Below are 25,026 nucleotides of genomic sequence, written 5' to 3'. Positions count from 1 at the left end.
ATTAAAATGTTAGAGAAATATTAGCCCCAAAAAATCTTGATGGAGGAGTTTGACTTATTGATGTAAACCCTATAGCATTACTAGTTGCATCAAATGCGCTATATTCTGGATCTGTAAACACGTTAGACTTAGGAGTAAATAATAATAGATTTCTCCCTAACAAAGTTATTTTAGCATTTTTGATATATTTATTAACCCCTATTTTAGATAATGGAATATTATAAGACAATGCTAATTCTCTTAATTTCCAGAAAGCTGCTGAATTTACGTAATTTTCTATTACACCAGTATATCTTGGACCGTCAGTAAAGAAATCTGCGCCACCATTTCTTGTAGTAATGCTATTATTAGGCAGGAATGAGCCTGGATTTGCAGGATCGGCATAAGAAGAATTTGGTACAACAAAACGTTCTCTGTTAAAAGCTGCCGTTCTTATACCTGCACCAGAAAAATCTAAAGCTGTTGATAAGCCATTATAGATAACATTTCCTGTTCTATATTCAAATAAGGTAGTCAAACTAAATCTTTTGTAGTTAACAATCGCATCTAGACCCAATCTATCTGTTGGCTCTGTTTGACCTAAATCATTTTGACCAGCAGTTACTGAAGGATAACCTGATATGCATCTACAATAATTCTTCCTTCATTATCTCTATTATATTGAGTTCCTCTTAAATACGGAAAAGGAAAACCTGGTTTTGCCACTACACTAGAGGCGCCAAACGTACCAAGATTCAGAATATCCAAACCATCACTTAATGAAAGTACTTCGTTTACATTTCTAGTATAATTGGCTCCAACACTTACTTCAAAATCTTTCTTTTGTATTGGGGTAACTCTTAAAACAGCTTCTATACCCTGATTTTTAACTTCACCAGTATTTGTTAGGAAAGAGGTAAAACCCGTTGCACTAGAAACTTGAACTGGCAAGGTTTGATCTGTAGTATTTGTTCTGTAATAAGTAAAATTTGTTACCACTCTATTTTTAAATAATGCTAAATCAAAACCACCTTCGAACCCTACTGTAATTTCAGGAGTTAATGATGGAGCAACAATTTGAGCACTTAAACCAAAACCAGGCCCATTGGCAAATGGAAAGCCAGCACCTGCTCCAAAGGTTGGCAGTAGTCTATAGGCGCCAATATTTACTAATCCTACTTTATTCACACCCCCTCTAATTTTTAGATTATCTATAACTTTAGACTCTTTTAATAAAGGGATAGCATCTGAAGCTACAAATGATATGTCAGCAGAAGGATAGAAGAATGATCTATTGTTTGGAGCTAGAACAGAAACCCAATCATTTCTTCCAGTAACATGTAAAAATAAATAATCTCTAAAACCGAATCTTGCATCACCATATAAACCAAACTGTCTTGTTCTTGAATTAGATTGTGATCCATTTGGCTGAGGTTGACTTCTGTTACCAACATTATACAAGTCAGTAATAACAAGTCCGTTTGCATTTACGTTTAAAGAGTTGTTGTTATTATCTCTAATACTCGCACCACCAATAAGATTAAGCGTAAAATCTTTACCTAAAGATTTTTTATATTGAGTTAAAAAGTCTGAGTTTAATTGTGTTTGATATGAGCTATTGTCATTTACAAATCCATTATCATCAATTTTACTTGATCCAGAGATGGATTTTGTATATTCAGTGTATTTAAAAATTTCTGAATAATCTTTTGAGGACTGATTTCTGGTAGAAATACCTATTCTGAAAGTTAATGTTAATGCTTTAATAGGATTATATTTAATTTCTGTATTTCCAGTTAAATAATCATTTCTATTAGCATTTCTATTTGCTTCTAATGTTTTGTAGGGATTATCAAAAAAATCATTATAATATCCGTTAGGATTTGCAAAAGGGTCTGTTCTCCAGTTTTTGTAACTTGTTAATGGAATTTGAGATGGCGACTGCAAAACATTACCAAAAGCCTCCCCAGTATTGGAACTAACGTCAAATCTGTTTTGAACATAATTAGCACTAAAGTTTATATTTACTTTAGGACTTACAACACGAGTACCATTTACCCGTAAAGAAAACCTATTATATCTGTCATAAGGAACTGTAGATAACTGATCTAAATATTGACCTGCAATATAATAAGTTCCCTTATCGTCTCCAGATGAGATAGCTAAATCTGACTGACTAGTTAATCCTGTTTCCCAAAAATTATTTTTTTCATCAGTATATTCGTAAGGAACCGTTTGAATAGAACCATCTTGTAAAGGCTTTCCAATTGGTCTTAATGAACCGTCAAATCTTGGACCATATTGTTGATTTTCATACGGAGTGTAAGTAGGAATATCATTTGGTGTTGTTCCAGATCCAAATTCTTTTTGCAATTTTGGTAAAAAGCTTACAGTTTCCAATGTGGTGTTTTGTGAAAAGGTTACTGTTGAAACTCCATTTTTACCTTTTTTTGTAGTCACAATAAGTGCACCATTTGATGCATCTGAACCGTATAAAGCAGCTGCGCCAGCACCATTTAAAACTTGGATATCTTCAATATCTTCTGGATTCAAATTTCCTAAGATAGTATTTGGAACAATCACATTATCTACAACTACTAATGCTTGGTTATTACCTAATAATGATCTGTTTCCTCTTAATACAATACGAACTTGAGGATTGACGCCACTACTTACTGCATTTATTTGTAATCCTGCAACCTTACCAGATAAACTGGAGGCAACGTTAAATGCCTTAGCTTGTGTTAAAACTTCGCCAGTTACAGTAGTGTTGGCATTTCCAAGTTGTTTTCTATTAACTTCAATACCACCCGCCGTTACAACAACTTCACTTAATGTTTGAGCGTCTGTTGCTAATGTAACATTTACAATATTTGTGCTTCCTACATTTACAGTTTTACCTACAAAACCAATAAATGTAAATTCAAGGGATTTAGCAGTAGATGGGAAATTAATTGAATAATTTCCATTTACATCCGTTTGAATACCTATTGTAGTACCAGTTACTTTAACCGAAACTCCAGGTAATGGTAAGCCATCTTCTTGAGCCGTTACCTTTCCTGTTATTTTTTTGTCCTGTGCTAGTACGCTCGAAGCGACTAGTAGCATTAAGAACAAACTTTGTACAAGTTTTTTCATGCAATTTTAAAGATTTAGTTAATTTATAGTGTGAATTAAAACGTAATATAAAAGAACTTCTTCGATAATTGCAAATAAAAAATTAACATTATTTAACTAAAAAATATAAAACCTTGATATACAGCTTTTTAAAATTAATTCAAAATATTACTTTAAATATTGTGAGAATTAAAAAATAGCATGCTTTGTAATTAGCATTTCAATAGTAACAGCTTAATTATTTGATGATTTTACATTCATTAAAAATATTATTAGCTAAAATATTAAATAATTAACTTTCTCTTAACAAATAACGCAAAAATAAAATATTTATAGTACTTTGTATTACATAATACCAAATAATACATATATCTTTGTATTATGATTTCTGATAATACACAAACACAAATGAGAAAGGGCATACTTGAGTATTGCATACTTTCTATTATCTCCAGAGGAGAGATTTATGCATCGGACATAATAGAGGAGTTAAAGGCGGCTAAGCTTTTAGTAGTAGAAGGAACGCTGTATCCTTTATTAACACGATTAAAAAATAATGGATTACTTACTTATAACTGGCAAGAATCTACTTCTGGCCCTCCACGTAAGTATTATCAACTTTCTGAAACTGGGGCGCAAATCCTAATTCAGTTAGACCAAACCTGGTCTGATTTATCTTATGCTGTTAATAATAGCATCAAAAGAAGAAACCTAAATAATCAAGCTTAAAATTTAGCATCATGAACAAAACAATCATCATTAATATAAGCGGCGTGATTTTTCATATAGAAGAGGATGCTCATGAGTTACTTAAGAAATACATGAACGAAGTAAAAAATCATTTTGCTTCTTACAGGGACAATTTCGAAATTATAACAGATATAGAAAATAGGATTGCTGAAATGTTTAGCGGTTTATTAATTAAGGAACTTAAACAAGTTATTGTTTTAACTGATGTTAAGGAAATAATTACCAGGATGGGAAATCCTTCTGATTTTGAAGCAGAGGATGAAAACGAGCAAAGCGAACCTGAAACAGAAAAAACTGCTGAGAGAAAGTTTTTTAGGGATATGGAAGATCGGGTAATTGGAGGGGTTTGTGCTGGTATTGGACATTATTTTAATATTGAGGCTAGATGGATTAGAATTGCCTTCTTTATTCTTTTTATTTTTTATGGTTTTGGATTAATTCCTTACATCTTACTATGGTTAGTAATCCCAAAGGCAAATAGCCGAACTGAAAAAATGGAAATGAAAGGGGAAAAAATAAACCTTCAATCTTTTCAAAAAAATGTAGAACAAGAATTAAATGCAGTAAAAGCTAACTTTATAAACGCCACAAGCCATGCCGGACCAGGTTTAAGTAGGTTAGGGTCTTTTATAAGAAATATAATTACGGCCTTAGCAGATTTTGTTGGTACAACCGGGAAATTCTTGATTAAAATATTAGGTTTTTTTATCATCACCATAATGAGTATTGGACTCATCTCGGCATTTGTTGTTCTTTTAATATTTTTAGGTTATGCGGGCAGTGCGGATATCAATGGCATTTTTCCTCTTAATGCTTTAAGAGAGTCTTTAAGACCTATCATATTTGTTTCAGCATTCTTTGTGCTATTTGTGCCTCTATTAGGAATAATATTCTTTACTCTAAGGGTATTTTTTAATAATAGAACCATTTCCAAGTCGATTGGCTTTAGCTTATTAATGATTTGGATTTTGGCTTTGGGAACAGGGATATTTTATATCGCTAAAAACGCAACAGATTTTAAAGAACAAGCTAGCTTTAGTGAATTAAGCAATTTGAAAAGCAATCCTGAAAATGTTTATTATTTAGTAGGTGGCGAACAAAGGACTTTACAGGAGGATATCTCTAATGTAAATGGGTCTAATAGAATTGTGACTATTACAACGAATGATAAAGATTTTGACACGCCAAACCATGTGAATATTGATTTACAATTAGCAGAGAATCAATTCCCATCTATTATAAAAACTTATTCTGCCAGAGGTATAAATTTTGATGCCGCCATAAAAAATGCTCATAATATTGAATATTATCAATTTCAGAAAGATTCTTTACTCAGTTTTGATTATCAGTCTGGATTAAAACAAAACAGTTTGTGGAGAGACCAACAAGTAAATATTAAGTTAAATATCCCAGTTAACAGCACTTTATATATAGATACAGAATTGGCGAAACGTTTTTTTAGAAATCAAATGGATGATTGTATTAATGATGAAGATGAATCGAAATATATTATTGTAAAAGCAACAAAAAATGGTTTTGTCTGTCAAAAAACATCAGAAGCAATCGATCAAGAAAAGAGAGATAGAGAAGAGAGCGGTTCTAAAGACAGTATTAGAAACGAGGTGATTTTTAATTAGACTCCATTTCATATTAAATTTATAAAGCCATCCTCAAAAGGGTGGCTTTTTTGTTTAGTAATTATAATTATTTAATTTCAGCGGTTATTTAATTGTTTAACATTGCCTCTTTAATGATTAAGCTTGTCGTTTTATTTTTGCTTCTTATTTTTTGTTTTACTTGGGGTTTTTCGCAAAACAAAACAGCAGTTATTAACGGCAAAGTTTTAAATCATGAAAATCCTGCAATTGGTTTTTATGTTTTTTTGATTAATTATCGGGATTCAGCTATTGTAAAATCTACCACTACCAACAATAAAGGATATTTTAATTTCGATAATCTAAAAGAAGGTAAATATCTAATCGCTTTGATCAACACGGGTTATCAAAATAAATATAGCGAAATTATCACTATCGATAGAGATACAAAACTGGTTTCTTTACCGGATTTAACCCTAAAAAAACCAGATAAAAATCTTAATGAAGTTATTGTTAGTACCAGCAAACCTTACATTGAAAGAAAATTAGGTAAAACAGTTTTAAATTTAGAGAGCAATGTTTTTGGTTTAGGAAGTACAGGATTTGAAGTTTTTGAAACTTTGCCAGGAATTAACATTAAGAGTACCGAGCTTAGTTTAAATGGTAAAAGTAATATTGCGGTTTTTATAGATGATAAACCAAGTAACTTAACTGGAGAAAACCTGATTGAATATTTAAAAAACCTACCAACCAATAACATCGAAAAAATTGAAATTATTGATGGCAATTCTGCCAAATATGATGCAGCTTACAATGGAGGTATCATCAACATCAAATTTAAAAAAGGGAAAAATATTGGTACAAACTCAACAATTTCTACTGGTGGTGGACTTGGATTAAACTACAGATATAATACCAGCATCAACATAAATAAAAGAACTGCTAAAAGTAATTTATACCTAAATTATGATTTTGCAAAGATTAAGGCATTAGACCAAACTTTTTTAAATAGAACCATTAATAGCAATCCCCTTGGCCGAAGCGCATTTTCAAAAACGATTATTGATGTATCAAATAACGACATAAAAACCAGAAACAACCATTCTGCAATTTTAGGTTACGATTATCAGATTGATGATAAACAATCTTTATCATTATTAATGAATGCTTTTAGTAATAGGATGTTTTCTGATGAGCTGAACCAAAGTTTAATTAGCCATGATGAGTTAGATTCTACAATAAACTCTACATCGTTAGAAAATCGCTTACTTACAAATCTTTCAGGGAATATTAGGTATAAAAAAGATTTAGATAAAAAAGGCAAAACCTTTACTAGTGCGATGGATTTTTTAACCTTTAACAGAAATTCTGAGGAAGATTTGAATAGCGTTTATTTGAACCATAACAATGCAGAATATAAAGCCCCATTACTATTTAATAACCAAACGCCTTCTAAAATAAACATCATTAGTGGAAATATTGATTATGCTATACCAACAAAAAAGGCTCTTTTAGAATTTGGATTTAAAGCAAATACGGTCAGGATTTCTAATAGCAGAATGATAAATATACAATCTGGCAAAACCTATATCCAAAATCCAAATATTAACTTTAATTATCAGGAAAACATTATTGCCGGATATTCCAATTATGCTTATAAAAATGATAAGTACAGCATTTCGGCAGGTTTAAGATTAGAGCAAACTTTTGCCAGTGGCGATACAAGCGTAAATAGCAGTTTAATTGATAGAAATTATTTCAGCTTGTTTCCAAATTTAAGCCTCACTAAACAATTAAATAAAAAAAACAAGTTGGCTTTGAATTATAATAAGGGAATTACAAGGCCTAGATATGATCAAATCAATCCTTTCTCTTATTTTTTAGATCAGTTTACATATAATCAGGGAAATGCTCAGTTAAGACCATCAACAATAAACAGCACAAAACTAGAGTGGGAACTTGATGCTAAATATGTTTTTGATGCGCATTATAATTATACTAATAATTTTATTTATACAGTTTACAAGCAAGATTTTAGAAATAATGTTGCAATTGCAAGTATGCAAAACTTTGATTACAGGCAAAGTATAGGTATTTCTTTGTCAGTTCCGATTACCGTTGCCAAGTGGTATGAATTAGGTTTATATGCAGAAGGAAACAAAGAATATTTTAAGTATTTAGATGCATCAAACATATCCATTTTTAATAGTAGTTTAAATGCTTCATTGATGTTAAACCATAATTTTCAATTACCAAAAGCTATTAAAGCAACTATTAATATGCTTTATGAAACACCTACAGCTTACGCAGTTTACTCTTTTAAACCATTATATTTTATGAATATTGGCTTTAGTAAAACTGTTTTTGATAAGAAAGGTAGCATAAGATTAACTGCAACCGATATTTTTAATACAAACAGCAATAGGTATTCTACAAATTTAGCTGGGATAAATCTAATAGCTAAAGATAAAACCGAAACCCAAAGTGTTAGATTAAACTTTAGTTATAAAATAGGTAAGCAAACAGTAAAAGCCTATCAAAAAAGAAAGTCTATTGTGGAAGATGAAAAGATTAGGGTTGGGCAATAAGTTGGATTAAAATTTATAAAAAGCAGCTAAACTTTAATAACAATTCCTTTCTTATACATTACCCAAAGTATTAAAAACCAAATCAACACAAAAGATATAGCCCAAGCTACAGATGCATTTTCAGGAGAAAAATTTGGAGCATAAAATTGTAGATATAAATAATCTTTCCAACTTACTACCTGTCCGTCTAAATTGACTTTTAAAATATTCATTGATCTTGCTACAACTCCAGAAACAAAGTAAACCGTAATTGCATTTACCCCATATATTACAAATGGCTTGGTAAATCTTGAAAAGCCTTTTACATCAATTATCCAATATAATAAAGCCAAGCTTATACTTGCCAAACCACCGGCATATAATACATAAGAACTTGTCCATAAAGATTTATTTATAGGAAAAAATAAGTCCCAAGCTAATCCAAATAGGAAAGCGATAAATCCATAAACAAATAACCAAACCACTTTATTTTCCTCGGTTTTTTGTTTAGATTTAAAAATTTTGCCCATTAATATACCAAATAGTCCAGAAGCAATGGATGGTAAAGTGCCTAAAATCCCTTCTGGATCCCAAGTTTTACTATTAATCCATAAATGATTTTCAGTTAATAAAAAACGGTCTAGCCAAGCGCCCAAATTAGTTTCTTTACCAAGGTTGGCCTCCCCAAAATCAGGGACAGGGATTAAAATCATCATCAGCCAATAAGCAATTAGTATGATAATGAAAATTGTAAAAAGCTTCTCCTGTTTTACTTTTAAAAACAGCAAAGCACAAACAAAATAAACTATCGCAATTCGTTGTAAAACTCCAGGAATGCGAAAATGAGCAAAATCAAAATAGGGCTGTAAAAACATTAATAATCCTAAACCAAATAATATTGCTGCTCGTTTTGATATTGATAAGATAAACGTATTATGATTTTTTAAATCGGATAATTTATTGTCTAAAGCGTAAACAATAGAAACACCAACAATAAATAAAAAGAAAGGAAAAATTAAATCAGTTGGTGTGCAACCATTCCAATCCGAGTGTTCTAACGGCGCATAAATATGGCTCCAATCTCCAGGATTGTTTACTAAAATCATCGCTGCAACGGTAATTCCTCTAAAAACATCTAAAGATAAAAGTCGCTTTTTTTCTGATTGAATTGCTTGCATAATAGGTTTTGATTCCATTAAATATAAAGCAATCTAATCATTACTATAATGTTTCGCCCAAAAAATTAATTGCTTTTGTATATTGTTCTAAATTTTAAATCATGAATAATTGGATAGCAAAGCTGAGTGAGATTGCAGAAAAAGAAAGGCGATTAATTATTGGTTTAATGTCCGGAACTTCTTTAGATGGATTAGACATTGCACTTTGCAAAATTTCAGGTTCCGGTTTAAACACGAAAGCCCAGGTTTTAGCTTTTGAAACCATTTCTTATTCTGATGAGTTTAAAAATCAAATCAAAAAAATTGCCTTTCTAAAAATTGTTGATTTAGAGTTGCTTTGCTCGCTTAATAAAAAAATTGGAGAAATGCATGGCGAAATGGTTAATTCTTTTTTAAAAAGCAGAAATATAAATCCAGAAAATATAGATTTAATTGCCAGTCATGGACAAACTATTTATCATTCCCCAGCAAATTCTAGAGAAAGTGATGGGTTTGGTAATTCCACATTACAGATTGGAGATGCAGATCAAATTTCTGTGAAAACCAATATCGTTACCGTTAGTGATTTCCGCCAAAAAAATATCGCCCAAGGTTTAGAAGGTGCGCCATTAGCAATTTACGGAGATTATTTATTGTTTAATCATCCTACAGAAAATAGAATTTTATTAAATATTGGGGGAATTTCAAACTTTACTTATTTACCCGCTGGCGGAAAGTTTAATACAATTTTAAGTACAGATGTTGGCCCGGGAAATAAAATAATGGATCAATTTATTAATAAAATTGACCCTCAATTATTCTATGATAAAAATGGAGAAATGGCTGCTCTCGGAAAAACAAATGAAGAGTTTTTAGCAGCGCTTTTGAATCATTCTTTTTTTGAGTTGAGTTTCCCAAAATCAACTGGTCCAGAATTGTTTAATTTGGATTATTTATACTCTGCAATTTCTAAATGCAAATCGGATCCAATTTCAAATCAAGATATATTGGCAACTCTTAATCTTTTTACAGCAAAATCTATTGAAATTGCAATTAGAAAAACAACTGCAAATTTAAAAGACACTGTTATTTATATTAGTGGAGGAGGAAATCATAATTTTTTATTAACCTCGAATCTTAAAAATTTATTACATGATTGTTCCTTTAAAAATTTATCAGATTTAGGTATAAATCCTGATGCTAAAGAAGCGCTATTGTTCGCCATTTTAGCTAATGAAACAGTTGCCGGAGATTATAAAGACCTTAATAATGAAACATTATCAATGGGGAAAATTAGTTTACCATTTTAATCATTAAAATATGTTAACAGCCATCAATCCAAAACTACCTATGAGAAATAAACCCATCACAAAGGATTTCTATTTAAATAAACTCGGGTTTAAAGATATTGGAAGTCATGATTATCCTCAATATTTAATCCTTAAAAAAGACAGCATCGAAATTCATTTTTTTGAATTTGCGGATTTAGACCCAAAAGAAAATTACGGTCAGGTTTACATTCGTACAGATCACATTAATGAATTATACCAGTCTTTTATAAATGAAGGCGTTAAAATTCATCCCAATGGAAAACTAAAAACGCAACCTTGGGGTCAGCAAGAATTCTCCATTTTAGATATAGATCTTAATTTATTGACCTTCGGGCAGAGCTTCCATTAATCAATACCATTAAATTTTTAATTAGCCTTTAACAAAAAAGAAATTTTTACGTTACCTTGATTAGAAAATAACGAACATGAAAATAGTTTACGGATTAATTGTGGCGGCTGTAGTTGTCACCTCATGCAATAACAATAAAAACGCGACAGCAGATTCTAGCGATTCTACTTCAAACCCTTTCTTTCAAAAAAGCACTTTAACTTATCAAGCTCCTGATTTCACAAAAATTAAGGATGCAGATTTTAAGCCTGCCATGGAAAAAGGCATTGATGAGCAAATGAAGGAAATTGATAGCATTGCCAATGATGCAGCTGCGCCAACATTTGAAAATACTTTGGTTCCGTTAGAAAAATCGGGCGAATTATTACATCGCGTTAGCAATGTTTTCGATTTATTAACGGGCGCAAACACCAACCCAACTTTACAAGGAGTACAAGAAGAAATGGCTCCAAAACTAGCAGCTTTAAATGACGCTATCTTCTTAAATAAAAAGCTTTTTGTAAAAGTAAATTCGATAAATGACGGTTTGTCAAGTTCTAAATTAGATCCTGAATCAAAAAAACTGGTTGAATATTACTATCAAAAATTTGTGATGGCAGGGTCTAAACTTTCTGATGCTCAACAAGATTCTTTAAAGAAAATTAATGGACAGCTAGCCACTTTAAGTGCGCAATTTACAAATCAGCTTTTAGCTGCTTCAAAAGATGGAGCATTGATAGTTGATAATAAAGAAGCATTAGCGGGCTTATCTGATGAAGCAATTAAAGCGGCAGGAAATAATCCAGACTATAAAGGAAAGTTTGTTTTATCGTTACAAAACACAACACAACAACCGCCATTAAAATCTTTGACAAATAGGGATACTCGCAAAAAACTATTTGAAAACTCTTACAATAGAGCAGAAAAAGGCGACGCCAACGACACCAGGAAAACGATTTTAGAAATAGCAAGATTAAGAGCGGTTAGAGCAAAAATTTTAGGTTTCGATAATTATGCAGCTTGGAATTTACAAGATCAAATGGCAAAAACGCCAGCAGCAGTTCAAAAATTCTTAGATGGTTTAATTCCTGCTGCAACTGCAAAAGCTAAATCTGAGGCGGCTGAAATACAATCAGTAATTGATAAACAAAAAGGTGGTTTTAAATTAGAAGCTTACGATTGGAATTTATATGCAGAACAAGTTAGAAAAGCAAAATATGATTTAGATGATAATGAAGTAAAACCTTATTTCGAATTGAATAAAGTTTTGCAAAACGGAGTTTTCTATTCAGCAACTCAGTTATATGGAATCACATTTAAAGAGCGAAAGGATTTACCGGTTTACCAAGAGGATGTAAAAGTATTTGAGCTTTTTGATCAGGATAAAAAGAGTTTTGGTTTGTTTTATTGCGATTATTTTAAGCGAGATAATAAATCTGGAGGCGCTTGGATGTCTAACATTGTTAATCAATCTACGCTATTAGGTACAAATCCGGTAATTTATAATGTGTGTAATTTCACAAAACCCGCCGCAGGTGAGCCAGCTTTAATAAGTTATGATGATGTTACCACCATGTTCCATGAATTTGGTCATGCTTTACACGGATTTTTGCCAGTCAAAAATACCCAAGTATTTCAGGTACCAGCGTAGCTAGGGATTTTGTAGAATTTCCGTCTCAGTTTAACGAACATTGGGCAATGGAACCAACTGTTTTCAAGAACTACGCAGTTCACTACAAAACGGGCGAAGTAATGCCTCAAGCTTTAGTTGATAAAATTAAAAAAGCGGCAACTTTTAACCAAGGTTATGCTTTAACAGAACTTTTGGCTGCCGCCGATTTAGATCAACAATGGCATACCATTTCTGCTACTGATAAAATTACTGATGTAGATAAGTTTGAGACTAATGCCTTAATCAAAACGCATTTAAATTTAAACGAAGTGCCACCAAGATATAGATCAAGTTATTTCTTACACATTTGGGACAATGGTTATGCGAGTAGCTATTATGCTTATTTATGGACAGAAATGTTAGATGACGACGCATATACTTGGTTTGAAGAAAACGGCGGAATGACCAGAGCAAACGGACAACGTTTTAGAGATATGATCTTATCTCGTGGAAACACTGAAGATTATAACAAAATGTTTGCTGATTTTAGATGTCATGCACCTGATATTACCCCAATGCTAAAAAACCGAGGCCTAATAAAATAGAAAACATAAAGTCCTGCTCTTTAAAATCGCAGGACTTTTTTATACCTCATGATCCAAGAAGTTTTAAATGATTTTATAGGTTATCTTAAAAAACCTGACCCTTTTATAAAACAGAGATTTAAGTTTATTCCTTATAAAGATTTGTTTTTGTTAGTAGTGCTTTCACTTGTTGCAAGTCAAATTTTAGAGAGTTTGGTTTATTTATTAGCAAATTTTAAAATCATCCCTCCAGAGCCTAAATCTGTTTTTGATTCTGAAAAGTATTCTAATTGGGAAATAGCCTTAGTAGGAATTTTAGTTGCTCCACCGCTAGAAGAGTTAATCTTTAGATATCAGTTAAGAAGTATTAATTTCTTATGTGCTTTTATTGGAATAATTGCTTTTAGTTTTATTGCAAATTCTTACAATAACCTTATTATAGCTTTATTTGGACTTACCACTTTAATTTGTATCATATTTATAATTAGATATTTAAATAACCACACCAAAATTAAATATCAAATTATAAAATTTGCTTTCCCTTTTTCCTTTTACTTAATAGCAATAGTTTTTGGTTTAGTACATATCACTAACTTTTTAGATTATAAAGATTACGGTCCATTAATCTTTTTATGGGTTTTGCCTCAATTATTTGGAGGTTTAATTTTAGGCTTTACAAGAATGCGTTATGGTTTTTATTCCGGAATTCTTTTACACGCGGTTTATAATTTAATAGGTATTGGACTTAGTTTGCTTATCACGTCTAAAATTTAATTATCAATGGTTCAGCAAGCTTTTCAAGAATTTTTAACCTATATCAAAAAACCTGACCCTTTTATAAAAGAAGATAAAAGGAAAATATTTTATAACCAACTTTTCCCCTTAGTAATCATTTCACTTTGTTTTTCTTTTGTATCTGTGATTTTTGTAAGCCTGTTAGAAAATCTTCATTTGATAAACGAATTACCAGACTTTAAACTATTTGATTTAAAAGAAAAGAAAATATGGTTGTTTTTAATGGTAACTGTTTTCGCTCCAATTTTAGAGGAACTTATTTTTCGTTATCAACTAAAAAACTATTACATGTCAATTGTTTGTTATGCATTACTAGCTATCGGTCTACTTTATAAAATATTTACAGGCTTAACGCTTTTTATAAGTATCGGTTTAGTTGTAATCATCGGCTTTATGGTGATAATTACATTTGGCAATAATCATTTCAAGAAACACCAACTAATTTCTAAGCTATTTCATTCACATTTTTATTTAACGGCAATTTGTTTTGGGATTAGTCACGTTTATAATTATAGCAATCCCTTTGAGTATGGTTTTCCTATTATATTACTAGTATTACCACAAATTTTTCTTGGTTTTATTTTGGGATATGTGAGAATGCGTTTTGGGCTTTTAAATTCTATGATAATGCATTCAGCATATAATTTTATACCCGCTTTGGCTTTATTAGCTGGATATTAAATTTCTCAAGCTAAATTCAGGAATTGTCACAGAGATTAATTTTATAATTGAAATTGCATTAAGATTTCTGAACTTTAAAAATTTGTTAGCGTTAAATTTTATCCAGTCAAATTAGTTTTCATTCGTGAATTAGTGGCTAAAAAATTGACGCCCTGCTTTGCGAACTTTTTGCCCTCTTTGTTTAATTCACTACTCAAAATCAGATTAATCCTTTAATAATACAAATCCGCTATTAACTTTCCTTACTTTCCGCCAAGAATATTAAATTTGGAATTACAGCTATAAAGCTGGCATCAATTAAAACACATGTCAAAAAAACTTTTTCTTTTAGATGGGATGGCGCTTATTTACAGAGCACATTTTGCGTTAAGCAAAAACCCACGATTCACTTCTAATGGCATCAACACCTCTGCGGTGATGGGCTTTACCAATACTTTATTAGAAGTTTTGAAAAAAGAGAAACCTAGCCATATTGCTGTGGTTTTTGATACTGATGCACCAACAGAGCGCCATACTGATTATGAAGCTTATAAAGGTCACCGACAAGCAATGCCTGAGGATCTTTCTGCTGCTTTACCTTTTGTGGTAAAACTAATTGAGGGTTTTAACATTCCTGTAATTACTTCTGATGGTTTTGAAGCTGATGATGTGATTGGGACGTTATCAAAACAAGCAGAAAAGGAAGGTTTTACAGTTTACTGCATGACACCAGATAAAGATTTTGCGCAATTGGTTTCAGAAAATATTTACATGTACAAGCCCGCAAGAATGGGCAACGATATGGAGATTTTAGGTGTAAAGGAAGTTTTAGCAAAATGGGAAATTGAGCATGTGCATCAAGTTATTGATATTTTAGGCCTTTGGGGCGATGCTGTGGATAACATACCCGGTATCCCAGGAATTGGAGAAAAAACAGCAAAATCTTTAATAAAAACTTATGGTTCTATGGAAAATATCATTGCCCATAGTCATGAGTTAAAAGGAAAACAAAGAGAAAACATAGAGAATTTTGCAGCACAAGGATTACTTTCCAAAAAATTGGCAACTATTATTTTAAACGCTCCAGTTCAGTTTCATGAAGAAAGTTTTAGATGTGGCCCTGTAAATAAAGAAAAATTAGAACCGCTTTTCGCCGAGTTAGAATTTAGAACTTTAGGCAGAAGGGTTTTTGGTGAGGATTTTTCTATTTCAGAAACCAAAGTAAACAGTTCCGGTCAAATGGATTTATTTGGTAGTGGAAATGCACCATCAGAAATTAAAAATATTACCATTTCTCCTGCCCAAGCCTTAACTGCTGTAGAAGGTGGAAAAAACATTGAAAACGTTGAACATCAATATCATTTAATTGATGATGAAGAAAAGCGTAAATCCTTAATAGCAGTTCTAGAAAATCAAAAAGCAATTAGTTTTGATACAGAAACTACCGGAATTGACGCCAATAATGCTGATTTAGTCGGTTTATCTTTCAGCTTTAAGAAAGGAGAAGCTTATTACATTCCTGTTCCTGAAGATTTTGAATCGGCGAAAGCCATAGCCCACGAGTTTAAAGCAGTTTTAGAGAATCCAGAAATTAGAAAGATTGGGCAAAACATTAAATATGATATCCTGATATTGAAGTGGTACGGAATTAATGTTGCCGGCGAATTATTTGATACCATGTTAGCGCATTATATTTTAGATCCCGACACTCGTCATGGAATGGATATCCTCTCAGAAAATTATTTGGGTTATACGCCAGTTTCTATTACCGAATTAATCGGTAAAAAAGGAAAAGGGCAAGGTACCATGCGAGATGTTGATGTGGAAATTGTGAAAGAATATGCTGGCGAAGATGCCGATATCACCTTACAGCTTCAAGAAATTTTTGAGCCCATGCTTACTGAAGTAAAAGCAGTTAGGTTATCGCAAGAAATTGAAAATCCTTTGGTTTATGTTTTGGCCGATGTAGAGATTGAAGGTGTGAAAATAGATATGGAACAGCTGCAAACCTATTCTAAAGAACTGGAGATTGAAATAAATCGTTTAGAGAAACTGGTATACGAAAAGGCTGGTGTAAAATTCAATTTAGCATCGCCAAAGCAATTAGGAGAAGTTTTATTTGATAAGTTAAAGCTTGATGATAAAGCAAAAAAAACCAAAACAGGTCAGTACCAAACCGGCGAAGATGTGCTTTTAGCTTTGGCTCCAAAATCAGACATTGTACAAGAAATTTTAGATTTTAGGCAGCTTTGCAAATTGAAATCTACTTATGTTGATGCTTTACCACTTTTAGTAAACCCAAGAACGGGCAGAGTTCACACTTCTTATAATCAGGCGGTTGCGGCAACAGGGCGTTTAAGTTCTAACAATCCTAATCTGCAAAATATCCCAATAAGAACAGCTAGAGGGCGTGAAGTGCGTAGAGCTTTTATCCCAAGAGACGAGAACCATATTTTGCTTTCGGCAGATTATTCACAAATAGAATTGCGCATCATTGCAGAAATTAGTAAGGATGTAAACATGATGGAAGCTTTTACTAAAGGTTTGGATATTCACACGGCAACCGCTGCAAAAGTTTATGGAATTGAGTTAAATGAGGTAACATCAGACCAAAGAAGAAATGCAAAAGCGGTTAATTTTGGGATTATTTACGGACAATCGGCTTTTGGTTTATCACAAACCTTAGGCATCCCAAGAAAAGAAGCAGCAGAAATAATCCAAAATTATTTTGAGCAATACTCAGGCGTAAAACAATACATGGCAGATACCATGAATTTTGCCAGAGAAAATGGTTATGTAGAAACCATTATGGGCAGAAGGCGTTATTTAAGAGACATCAATTCTGCAAATCAAACTGTACGTGGTTATGCCGAGCGAAATGCGATTAATGCACCTATTCAAGGTTCGGCAGCAGATTTGATAAAGATTGCAATGATCAATATCCATAAAGATATTAAAGACCAAAAATTGCAATCTAAAATGACCATGCAAGTGCATGATGAATTGGTTTTTGATGTTTTAAAATCAGAGAAAGAACAAATGAAAAGGATTATTTTAGATAGGATGCAATCGGCAATAAAAATGAGTATTCCTTTAGTTGTAGAAGTTGGCGAAGGAGAAAATTGGTTAGCAGCACATTAATATGATTAAAAAAATAATATATCTATTTTTCTTAGGCTTCATAATTTTTCAAAAATCTTATGCACAACAGCCTAGCGCAAAGTATATGGAGGAAAGTATTGATGGTTATATCCATTTATATTTCGATCAGCAATATTATTTAGTCGATCAAAATTGTGTTTATAAATCATTTACCCGTGTTATTAAATATGATAAAAACAACGGGGGTTTCAATAGTTTTTTTACTGATTATTATAACAACAATCAAATAGCGATATCTGGAAAATACATCGAAGGGAAAAAACAAGGGGAATTCAAGGGCTTTTATGAGAACGGGATTCCGAAATTTACTATCAACTTTAAAGACAATTTGCCTGTTGGGGAGTGGAAATACTTTTATCCCAGTGGAAATATTTGGATAGACTTAACCTATAAAAACGGTCAAATTTTTATTAAAAACTATTTTGATGAAAAGGGGCGGCAGCAGATTAAGGCTGGGAAAGGCAAATTAAAATTGACCGAGCCAGTTTACGATTTTAATGAATTTGGTTTTACAGGTATTTCTTTTGAAGGAAGGATTAAGGAAGGAAAACCTGATGGAATTTGGTCGAGCTATTTAGTTTACTCTAAAAATGCTCCAGAATATATTGGTGCAGAAAAATTTGAAAACGGACAGTTTGAAATTTCTAATTACACTTATCCGCAAAACTTCTCAATAAAAAACAGTTTGGTAAAGTTTCATCCTGTTTTAACAGCCGTTAATGCTGAAGCCTTAACTTTTAAAAATTGTTCAATTGATGATAATCAAGGCTATAATTTTTATCTTCAAACCTATTTAAATAACACTATTATTTTTGAAAAGGATGATGTTTTGCCTCAAGAACCATTTGAGGTTAAATTGGATATTAATGATAAAGGAAAAGTTAAAAGCGTAATTATTCCAGATGGTTTAGATACAGAATTAACAAATGTTCTAAAACAGGTTTTATTAACGGTTCCTTATTTTATACCATCATACCTTTACGGAAAAACAATTTCAGATACATTAATTATTAAATTATCTATTTTTCAAGAGGATGAAAGTAAATTCTACTTTGGTTATCCCGATATTAAAAGAGCAAACGGCAAATAAATTCGTATAATTTTTATCATTATAATTGATAAATCATACCTATAATCAGGATATATTAGGAAATTTTTAAATTTTGTAAAATCCTGATTTTCTTAATTATAATACTTGAAATCTGTAAAAGATTTTTATAATTTAAGCTCATAAATTAAAGAATGAACGTTTTAAATTTAAGTGCAGAGTGTTATCCAGTTGCTAAAGCCGGCGGCTTAGGTGATGTGGTTGGCGCATTACCAAAATACCTGAAAGAACTGGGTGTTAACGCCATGGTTGCCATGCCTTTTTATGATAAAAAATTTGTTTTAGAAAACACATTTGAATCTGTTTATAAAGGCAACTCAAAACTAGGTTACCGCACTTTTGATTTTGATATTTTAAAAGAAGCAAACAACGTTTTAGGCTTTGAATTATATCTGGTAAAAATACCGGATTTATTAGATAGGCCAGATATCTATTCCTATCCCGATGAAAGTGAGCAATTTATAGCTTTTCAATTAGCAGTTTTAGAATGGGTTTTATCAACCAATAAACCAGTAGATGTTTTTCATTGCCATGATCACCATACAGGACTAGTGCCTTTTTTATTAAAATATTCTTACAAGTTTAATTCATTAGCAAATAAGGTTAGCGTATTTACGATACATAATGCACAATATCAAGGTTGGTTAGGTTGGGAAAAATTATACTATCTGCCGGATATTGACGGCACAAAAGGAGGGATGTTAGAGTGGGGAGATTGTATAAACCCATTGGCGTCTGCCATAAAATGCTGCTGGGCCTATACCACAGTTTCACCTAGTTATTTAGAAGAATTAAAACATAACTCTAACCGATTAGAATTTTTGTTTGAACTAGAACCTCAAAAAGGTGTCGGAATTTTAAATGGGATAGATGTTGATGTTTGGAACCCAGCTACAGACCCAATGTTATCATTTAACTATTCTAAAACCACAGTAAAGGCCAATAAACAAAAAAACAAACAAGAGCTTTGCGAAAAATTTGGGTTAAACCCGGATAAACCTTTAATCACTTTTATAGGAAGATTAGTTGCCGAAAAAGGAGCTGATACCTTAGTAGAATTAATTAGGGAAATCAGTTTAAGAAACCAAGACGAGTTTTGCTTTCTAATTTTAGGCTCAGGCGAAAAGGAAATAGAAAACGATTTAAAAGAACTTCAAACCTATTTGAAAAATTACAACTGTTATATTGGTTATGATGAAGATTTATCTCATAAAATTTATGCTTCCGCTGATTTTATATTAATGCCATCTAGAGTAGAGCCTTGTGGCTTAAACCAACTGTATGCTTTAAGATATGGTACAATTCCTATTGTAAGATCAACAGGTGGATTAAAAGATTCTATCATCGATTTTGATAACGAAGGCGGTTATGGTATTAGATTTGATAACTTAGAATTGATGGAAATGGTAATTGCAATACGAAGGGCCATTTCATTATATCAAGACCAAAAAAGACTGGATCAATTAAGAAAACTAATGATGGGATTAGATTTTTCTTGGAAAAAGTCTGCACATTCATATAACCAATTGTATAAACGCTTAACAAAATCAACATGATAGAAGAAAAAGTTATCTCCATTATTCTTGGAGGAGGTCAAGGTTCACGTCTTTCTCCTTTAACCGCAACAAGATCAAAACCTGCAGTTCCAATTGCGGGTAAATATAGGTTAGTAGATATTCCAATTTCTAATTGTATCAATTCCAGGTTGAGAAGAATGTTCGTGTTGACTCAATTTAACTCTGCATCTTTAAATAAGCATATCAAAAACACTTATAGTTTTAGTTTTTTTAGTAACGCTTTTGTAGATATTTTAGCTGCAGAGCAAACTCCTGGAAATGAAGGATGGTATCAAGGAACTGCAGATGCAGTACGCCAAAGTATGCACCACCTAATGCAACATGATTTTGAATATGTATTGATATTATCTGGTGACCAATTATATCAGATGGATTTCTGTGAAATGATAGAAAATCATATCGCTAAAAAAGCAGATATTACATTAGCAACAATTCCTGTTAATGCAAAAGACGGAACCAGTTTCGGAATCTTAAAAGCAAATGAGGAGAATGAGATCACCACTTTTACAGAAAAACCAAACTCAGAAAAAATTATAGGTTGGGAATCTGAAGTAGGTCCAGAAATGGAGGCTCAAGGACGTTTATATTTGGCTTCTATGGGTATTTATCTTTTTAACAAAAGCGTATTAATAGAAATGTTAGAGGGTAATGAGCGTCATGATTTTGGTAAGCAAATTATTCCCGATGCCATTGGAGGGAACAAAAAAGTTATTAGTTATCAATATGAAGGTTATTGGACAGATATAGGTAATATAGATTCTTTCTTTGAAGCCAACTTAGGTTTAACTGATGATATCCCACAATTTGATCTTTTTAATAAAAACCCTATTTACTCTAGGGCTAGAATGCTACCACCAAGCAAAATTACAGGAACCAGATTAGATAAAGTGATTATTGCCGATGGTTGTATTATTGGTGCTGATGAAATAAGCAGGTCTGTTATAGGAATTAGAACTCGAATTGGCAAAGGAACTAAAATTTCTAATTGCTATGTAATGGGAAGTGATTATTACCAAACATTAGAGGAAATGGAGGATCTTAACAAATCTCACAAACCACTAACTGGAATTGGCGAAGATTGCGTAATTAATAATGCTATTTTGGATAAAAACTGCTTTATCGGAAATAATGTAACGATTAATGGAGGGCAACATTTAGAAGCTACCGATACCGATAAATACACCATTAAAGAAGGTATCATCGTAATAAAGAAAAATGCAGTTATTGAAGATGGAACTGTAATTGGCTAATAGAAATTTTGTGGTTATAGAAAAGCATCCGTCAGCTGACGGATGCTTTTTTTGTTTATGAGAATTAAGTTAATCTATTGATCAGATCATCTACACTGACTTTAACTTGCTCTCCACTTTCCATATTTTTTAAGCTTAACAAACCGCTTTGCATTTCATCGCCACCAATAATTACAACATAAGGAATCGCTTTGTCATTTGCATATTGCATTTGTTTTTTCATCTTGGCTCCAAACGGAAAAAGTTCTGCATTAATATCTGCTAAGCGTAATTGATTCAATATCGGAATAGCAAAAGCTTCTTCAGCTTCTCCAAAAACACAGATTAAAACCTTTGTACTTTCAGTTTGGGTAGATGGAAAGAGGTTTAATTCTTCTAAAACATCATAAATTCTATCAGCACCAAAAGATATGCCTACACCCGTTAAACCATCTTTACCGAACATTCCGGTTAAATCATCATACCTGCCACCACCGCCAATAGAACCCATAGCAGCTTCGTTGGTTTTAACTTCAAAAATACAACCTGTATAATAATTTAAGCCACGGGCTAAAGTTAAATCAAGTTCAACTTTGGCTTTTTGTAAACTAAAATTAGAAAGATAAGAGAATATTTTTTCTATTTCTGCAACGCCATTTAAACCAATTTCAGAATTTTTTAAAACTGTTTTTAAAGAATTTAATTTTTCTTGATTATTTCCGGATAATAAAATTACAGGTTTTAAAATCGATATATCTTTCTCCTCAAAACCTTTATCTAACAATTCTTTTACTACTCCGTCTAAGCCAATCTTATCTAATTTATCAATGGCTACAGTCATGTCAACAATCATATCAGGTTTGCCTATTAATTCTGCTATTCCTGATAGTATTTTCCTATTATTGATTTTTATAGTAAAATCTTGCAGTCCTAATGCAGATAAAGCTTCATCATAAATACAAATAAATTCAGCTTCATTTAATAAAGAATCAGAACCTACAACATCAGCATCACATTGATAAAATTCTCGGTATCTACCTTTTTGTGGTCTATCGGCTCGCCAAACAGGCTGAATTTGAAAACGTTTAAAAGGGGAAGTAATCTCGTTTTGGTGCATGACAACATAACGGGCAAACGGAACGGTTAAATCATAACGCAAAGCTTTTTCAGATATCAGCGGAAGCAGACTTTTAGAAGTGATGTTTTCTTTTCCTTCTGCCTTTGAAAAATAATCGCCACTATTGATTATTTTGAAAATAAGTTGATCGCCTTCATCGCCATATTTTCCAGTTAGCGTATCTAAATTCTCCATTGTTGGAGTTTGTATTTCTTGATAGCCATACTTTTTAAATACTTTTTTAATCGTATCAAAAATATAGTTGCGCCTAATCATCACCACTGGTCCAAAATCTCTTGTGCCTTTAGGAATAGCTGCCTTCACATTTGCCATTGCGCAAATTACGTAATAGAAAATTATATGGACAAAATTTTATCTTTTTAAAAAGTGATTGATACGCTATTCTCATTTCATTTTTAGAAAGAGCTAAGGTCAATATGGAGCTAAAAATATATTATTAATTAGGTTTTAAGCGTTTAAACACCTATTAATGGCATGATTTTTTAACATGAAGAGAAGTTTAAACTTAAAATGAAACCTTAATATTAAAAAGATGAAAAAAAAATTTATAATGATTTTTGCGATTAGTCTAGGATTATCGGGAATCTTAAAAGCTCAAAGTGCAGCATCAACAACTGAAAATGTTAGGTTTGGGATTAAAGCAGGAGGTAATTTAACCACATTAGGGGTTTTAAAATCAGGGAATCAAGAATTTGATTATAACCATAAATTTGGTTTAACCGCAGGTTTATTTGCTCAAATCCCATTGGGAGGAAACTTTTCCTTTGTCCCAGAAGTAAATTATTCTCAAAAGGGTGCCGATGTAGAAGGTACAATTGCAGGTACTACTGGTAAATTAGAACAAAGAATAAATTATTTAGATGTGCCAGTAGCATTTAATTACAAATTTGCACCGGGTATTAACTTATTTGCTGGACCTCAAGTATCTTTTTTTCTAAATCAGAAAACCAAAACTTTTGTTAACGGACAAAATATTGATGAAAGTACAGATTCTAAAGATATTGAAAAAACCATAGCTGGTGGTTTAATAGGTTTAGGGTATGATATAACTCCAAATGTTAATATTTCTGGAAGATATATGAGTGATTTTCAGAAATCTAGTTCTAATGATGATCCTGCTTTTGAAGATATTAAGAATAGTGGATTCTCTTTAACAATTGGATATAAATTCTAGTATACTCAGTAAATATTTAAAAAGGCTATCATAACTGGTAGCCTTTTTTTTATAATTAATCGTTTTAAAAGCGATTAGATTTTTAAAATCTTAATGAAATGGTTTTCTTTGCGCTATGAAGAAAATAATACGTAGTAGATTTCTTTTCATAACTATGGTTCTTTTTTATTGCTCATCATTGAAGGCACAGACTTATAGGGTGGATAGTATTGAAGCAAAGACCATTCAACCAAAAAAAAATCCATTTCCAACACGCCCAACTATATTTTTTATTTACACTAGAAATCTACCTATTAGTAATCTTAACTCTAAAGTTAATTATTGGAAAACTAACTTAAGTTTTGGTATTAATCTTAATCAAGCTGCATTTAGTGATAACTGGAGTTCGGGAGGTGTAAACTCAGTTGCTTTGGGAACTGTTTTAAATTACAAAGCAGAGTATAATAAAAATGATATCAACTATACATCTGAAGTGCTTTTACAGTATGGAAAGCTCAAAAATGAAGGTCAGTTAGAAAGAAAAACAAACGACAGAATGTTTTTTGATAACAAAGCTGCTGTAAAACTTTCTAAAAATTGGAGTTTTTTTGGTTCAGTAAGTTTTGAATCTCAGTTTGATGCGGGATATACTTATTCTAAAGATGCTCAGGGAAATGAAGTGAGAAGCTTGATTTCAAAATTTATGGCTCCAGGATATTTAACAGAATCTGTAGGTTTTGAATATAAACCAGTAAAATACTTTAGTTTGCGTTTAGGAACCGGAACCGCCCGACAAACTTTTTTATTAGATACTACGCTTTATCTAAATAATCCTAAAAACTTTGGTGTGCCAATTGGAAAAACGTTTAGAAATGAGCTGGCTTTCCAGGTTGTAGCGAATTTTGATAAAGATATAATGCCAAATCTAAATTTAAAATCCAGGTATTTATTATTTGCCGCTTATGAAAAACTAACTGGAATTGACCAAAGATTAGATTTAACCTTAACTGCAAAAGTAAATAGATTAATAAATGTTACCGTTGGTGCAACAGGTCTTTATGATGATGATTTTAGTAACCAAATTCAGTATAGCCAGAATTTAGCTTTAGGAATTGTTTTTAAAATGAGGTAAGTACAATCGGTTTTACTTATAGAAATTCTTATCTTGTTTAAAATTCTAATAA

At 31.8% G+C, this 25,026-nt stretch carries 17 protein-coding genes and 1 pseudogene; 14 read left to right on the top strand and 4 right to left on the bottom strand.

The genetic code is table 11. The features are described 5' to 3' along the window. Position 1: 1 nt before the first annotated feature. Both A5893_RS17865 and A5893_RS10840 read right to left on the bottom strand, forming a co-directional pair. The gene (locus tag A5893_RS17865) at positions 2-517 is read right to left on the bottom strand and encodes a hypothetical protein (RefSeq protein WP_198342309.1); all 516 of its coding nucleotides are present in this window, start codon (positions 515-517) and stop codon (positions 2-4) included. Between the two features lie 83 nt (positions 518-600). Continuing rightward, positions 601-3,117, bottom strand: a complete 2,517-nt coding sequence (locus tag A5893_RS10840; RefSeq protein WP_198342308.1) for a SusC/RagA family TonB-linked outer membrane protein — start codon at positions 3,115-3,117, stop codon at positions 601-603. A 360-nt stretch (positions 3,118-3,477) separates the two neighbouring features. Between A5893_RS10840 and A5893_RS10835 the strand changes: the two genes are divergently transcribed. The 3 genes from A5893_RS10835 to A5893_RS10825 all read left to right on the top strand — a co-directional run bounded on the left by A5893_RS10835 (position 3,478) and on the right by A5893_RS10825 (position 8,029). Continuing rightward, positions 3,478-3,825, top strand: coding sequence for a PadR family transcriptional regulator (locus A5893_RS10835; RefSeq protein WP_068822596.1), 348 nt, complete (start codon positions 3,478-3,480; stop codon positions 3,823-3,825). Between the two features lie 11 nt (positions 3,826-3,836). After that, positions 3,837-5,483, top strand: coding sequence for a PspC domain-containing protein (locus tag A5893_RS10830; protein ID WP_068822595.1), 1,647 nt, complete (start codon positions 3,837-3,839; stop codon positions 5,481-5,483). Between the two features lie 113 nt (positions 5,484-5,596). Further along, positions 5,597-8,029, top strand: a complete 2,433-nt coding sequence (locus A5893_RS10825; protein WP_068822594.1) for an outer membrane beta-barrel family protein — start codon at positions 5,597-5,599, stop codon at positions 8,027-8,029. Positions 8,030-8,055: 26 nt separating this feature from the next. Here A5893_RS10825 and A5893_RS10820 read toward each other — a convergent pair whose 3' ends face one another. Further along, on the bottom strand, positions 8,056-9,204 hold the full coding sequence (locus A5893_RS10820; protein WP_082911415.1) for an acyltransferase family protein: 1,149 nt from the start codon (positions 9,202-9,204) through the stop codon (positions 8,056-8,058). Between the two features lie 83 nt (positions 9,205-9,287). Between A5893_RS10820 and A5893_RS10815 the strand changes: the two genes are divergently transcribed. The 9 genes and pseudogenes from A5893_RS10815 (at position 9,288) to A5893_RS10775 (ending at position 21,572) form a co-directional block, all read left to right on the top strand. After that, positions 9,288-10,475, top strand: coding sequence for an anhydro-N-acetylmuramic acid kinase (locus tag A5893_RS10815; protein ID WP_068822593.1), 1,188 nt, complete (start codon positions 9,288-9,290; stop codon positions 10,473-10,475). Between the two features lie 10 nt (positions 10,476-10,485). Continuing rightward, on the top strand, positions 10,486-10,845 hold the full coding sequence (locus A5893_RS10810) for a bleomycin resistance protein (RefSeq protein ID WP_068822592.1): 360 nt from the start codon (positions 10,486-10,488) through the stop codon (positions 10,843-10,845). Positions 10,846-10,921: 76 nt separating this feature from the next. Further along, positions 10,922-13,041 (top strand): annotated as a pseudogene (locus A5893_RS10805) (M3 family metallopeptidase). 48 nt (positions 13,042-13,089) lie between these two features. Continuing rightward, a complete protein-coding gene (locus A5893_RS10800) occupies positions 13,090-13,794 on the top strand; it encodes a CPBP family glutamic-type intramembrane protease (protein ID WP_068822591.1) in 705 nt (234 codons plus the stop codon). A 6-nt stretch (positions 13,795-13,800) separates the two neighbouring features. Beyond that, entirely contained in the window at positions 13,801-14,496 is a 696-nt protein-coding gene (locus tag A5893_RS10795) for a CPBP family glutamic-type intramembrane protease (RefSeq protein ID WP_068822590.1), read from the top strand. Between the two features lie 306 nt (positions 14,497-14,802). After that, positions 14,803-17,616: a DNA polymerase I gene (polA, locus tag A5893_RS10790; RefSeq protein WP_068822589.1), complete on the top strand. Its 2,814-nt coding sequence runs from the start codon at positions 14,803-14,805 to the stop codon at positions 17,614-17,616. 1 nt (position 17,617) lies between these two features. After that, positions 17,618-18,727, top strand: a complete 1,110-nt coding sequence (locus A5893_RS10785; protein ID WP_068822588.1) for a toxin-antitoxin system YwqK family antitoxin — start codon at positions 17,618-17,620, stop codon at positions 18,725-18,727. A gap of 152 nt (positions 18,728-18,879) precedes the next feature. Next, a complete protein-coding gene (locus A5893_RS10780; protein WP_068822587.1) occupies positions 18,880-20,301 on the top strand; it encodes a glycogen synthase in 1,422 nt (473 codons plus the stop codon). Next, positions 20,301-21,572, top strand: coding sequence for a glucose-1-phosphate adenylyltransferase (locus tag A5893_RS10775; RefSeq protein WP_198342319.1), 1,272 nt, complete (start codon positions 20,301-20,303; stop codon positions 21,570-21,572). Before A5893_RS10780 ends, A5893_RS10775 begins: the two co-directional genes overlap by 1 nt. 64 nt (positions 21,573-21,636) lie before the next feature. On the opposite strand, the gene hisS is transcribed toward A5893_RS10775, so the two are convergent. Continuing rightward, positions 21,637-23,001, bottom strand: coding sequence for a histidine--tRNA ligase (gene hisS, locus A5893_RS10770; RefSeq protein WP_068822585.1), 1,365 nt, complete (start codon positions 22,999-23,001; stop codon positions 21,637-21,639). Between the two features lie 220 nt (positions 23,002-23,221). On the opposite strand from hisS, the gene A5893_RS10765 reads away from it, so the two are divergent. Then, complete coding sequence (locus tag A5893_RS10765) at positions 23,222-23,863, top strand: porin family protein (protein ID WP_068822584.1); 642 nt, start codon at positions 23,222-23,224, stop codon at positions 23,861-23,863. Between the two features lie 178 nt (positions 23,864-24,041). Next, complete coding sequence (locus A5893_RS10760; protein ID WP_232456843.1) at positions 24,042-24,974, top strand: DUF3078 domain-containing protein; 933 nt, start codon at positions 24,042-24,044, stop codon at positions 24,972-24,974. Positions 24,975-25,026: the final 52 nt, after the last annotated feature.

The sequence above is a fragment of the Pedobacter psychrophilus genome (assembly GCF_001652725.1).
Taxonomy (GTDB): domain Bacteria; phylum Bacteroidota; class Bacteroidia; order Sphingobacteriales; family Sphingobacteriaceae; genus Pseudopedobacter; species Pseudopedobacter psychrophilus.
Note: the sequence above shows the minus strand (reverse complement) of the source record. Positions and strands in the feature narration are given on the sequence as shown.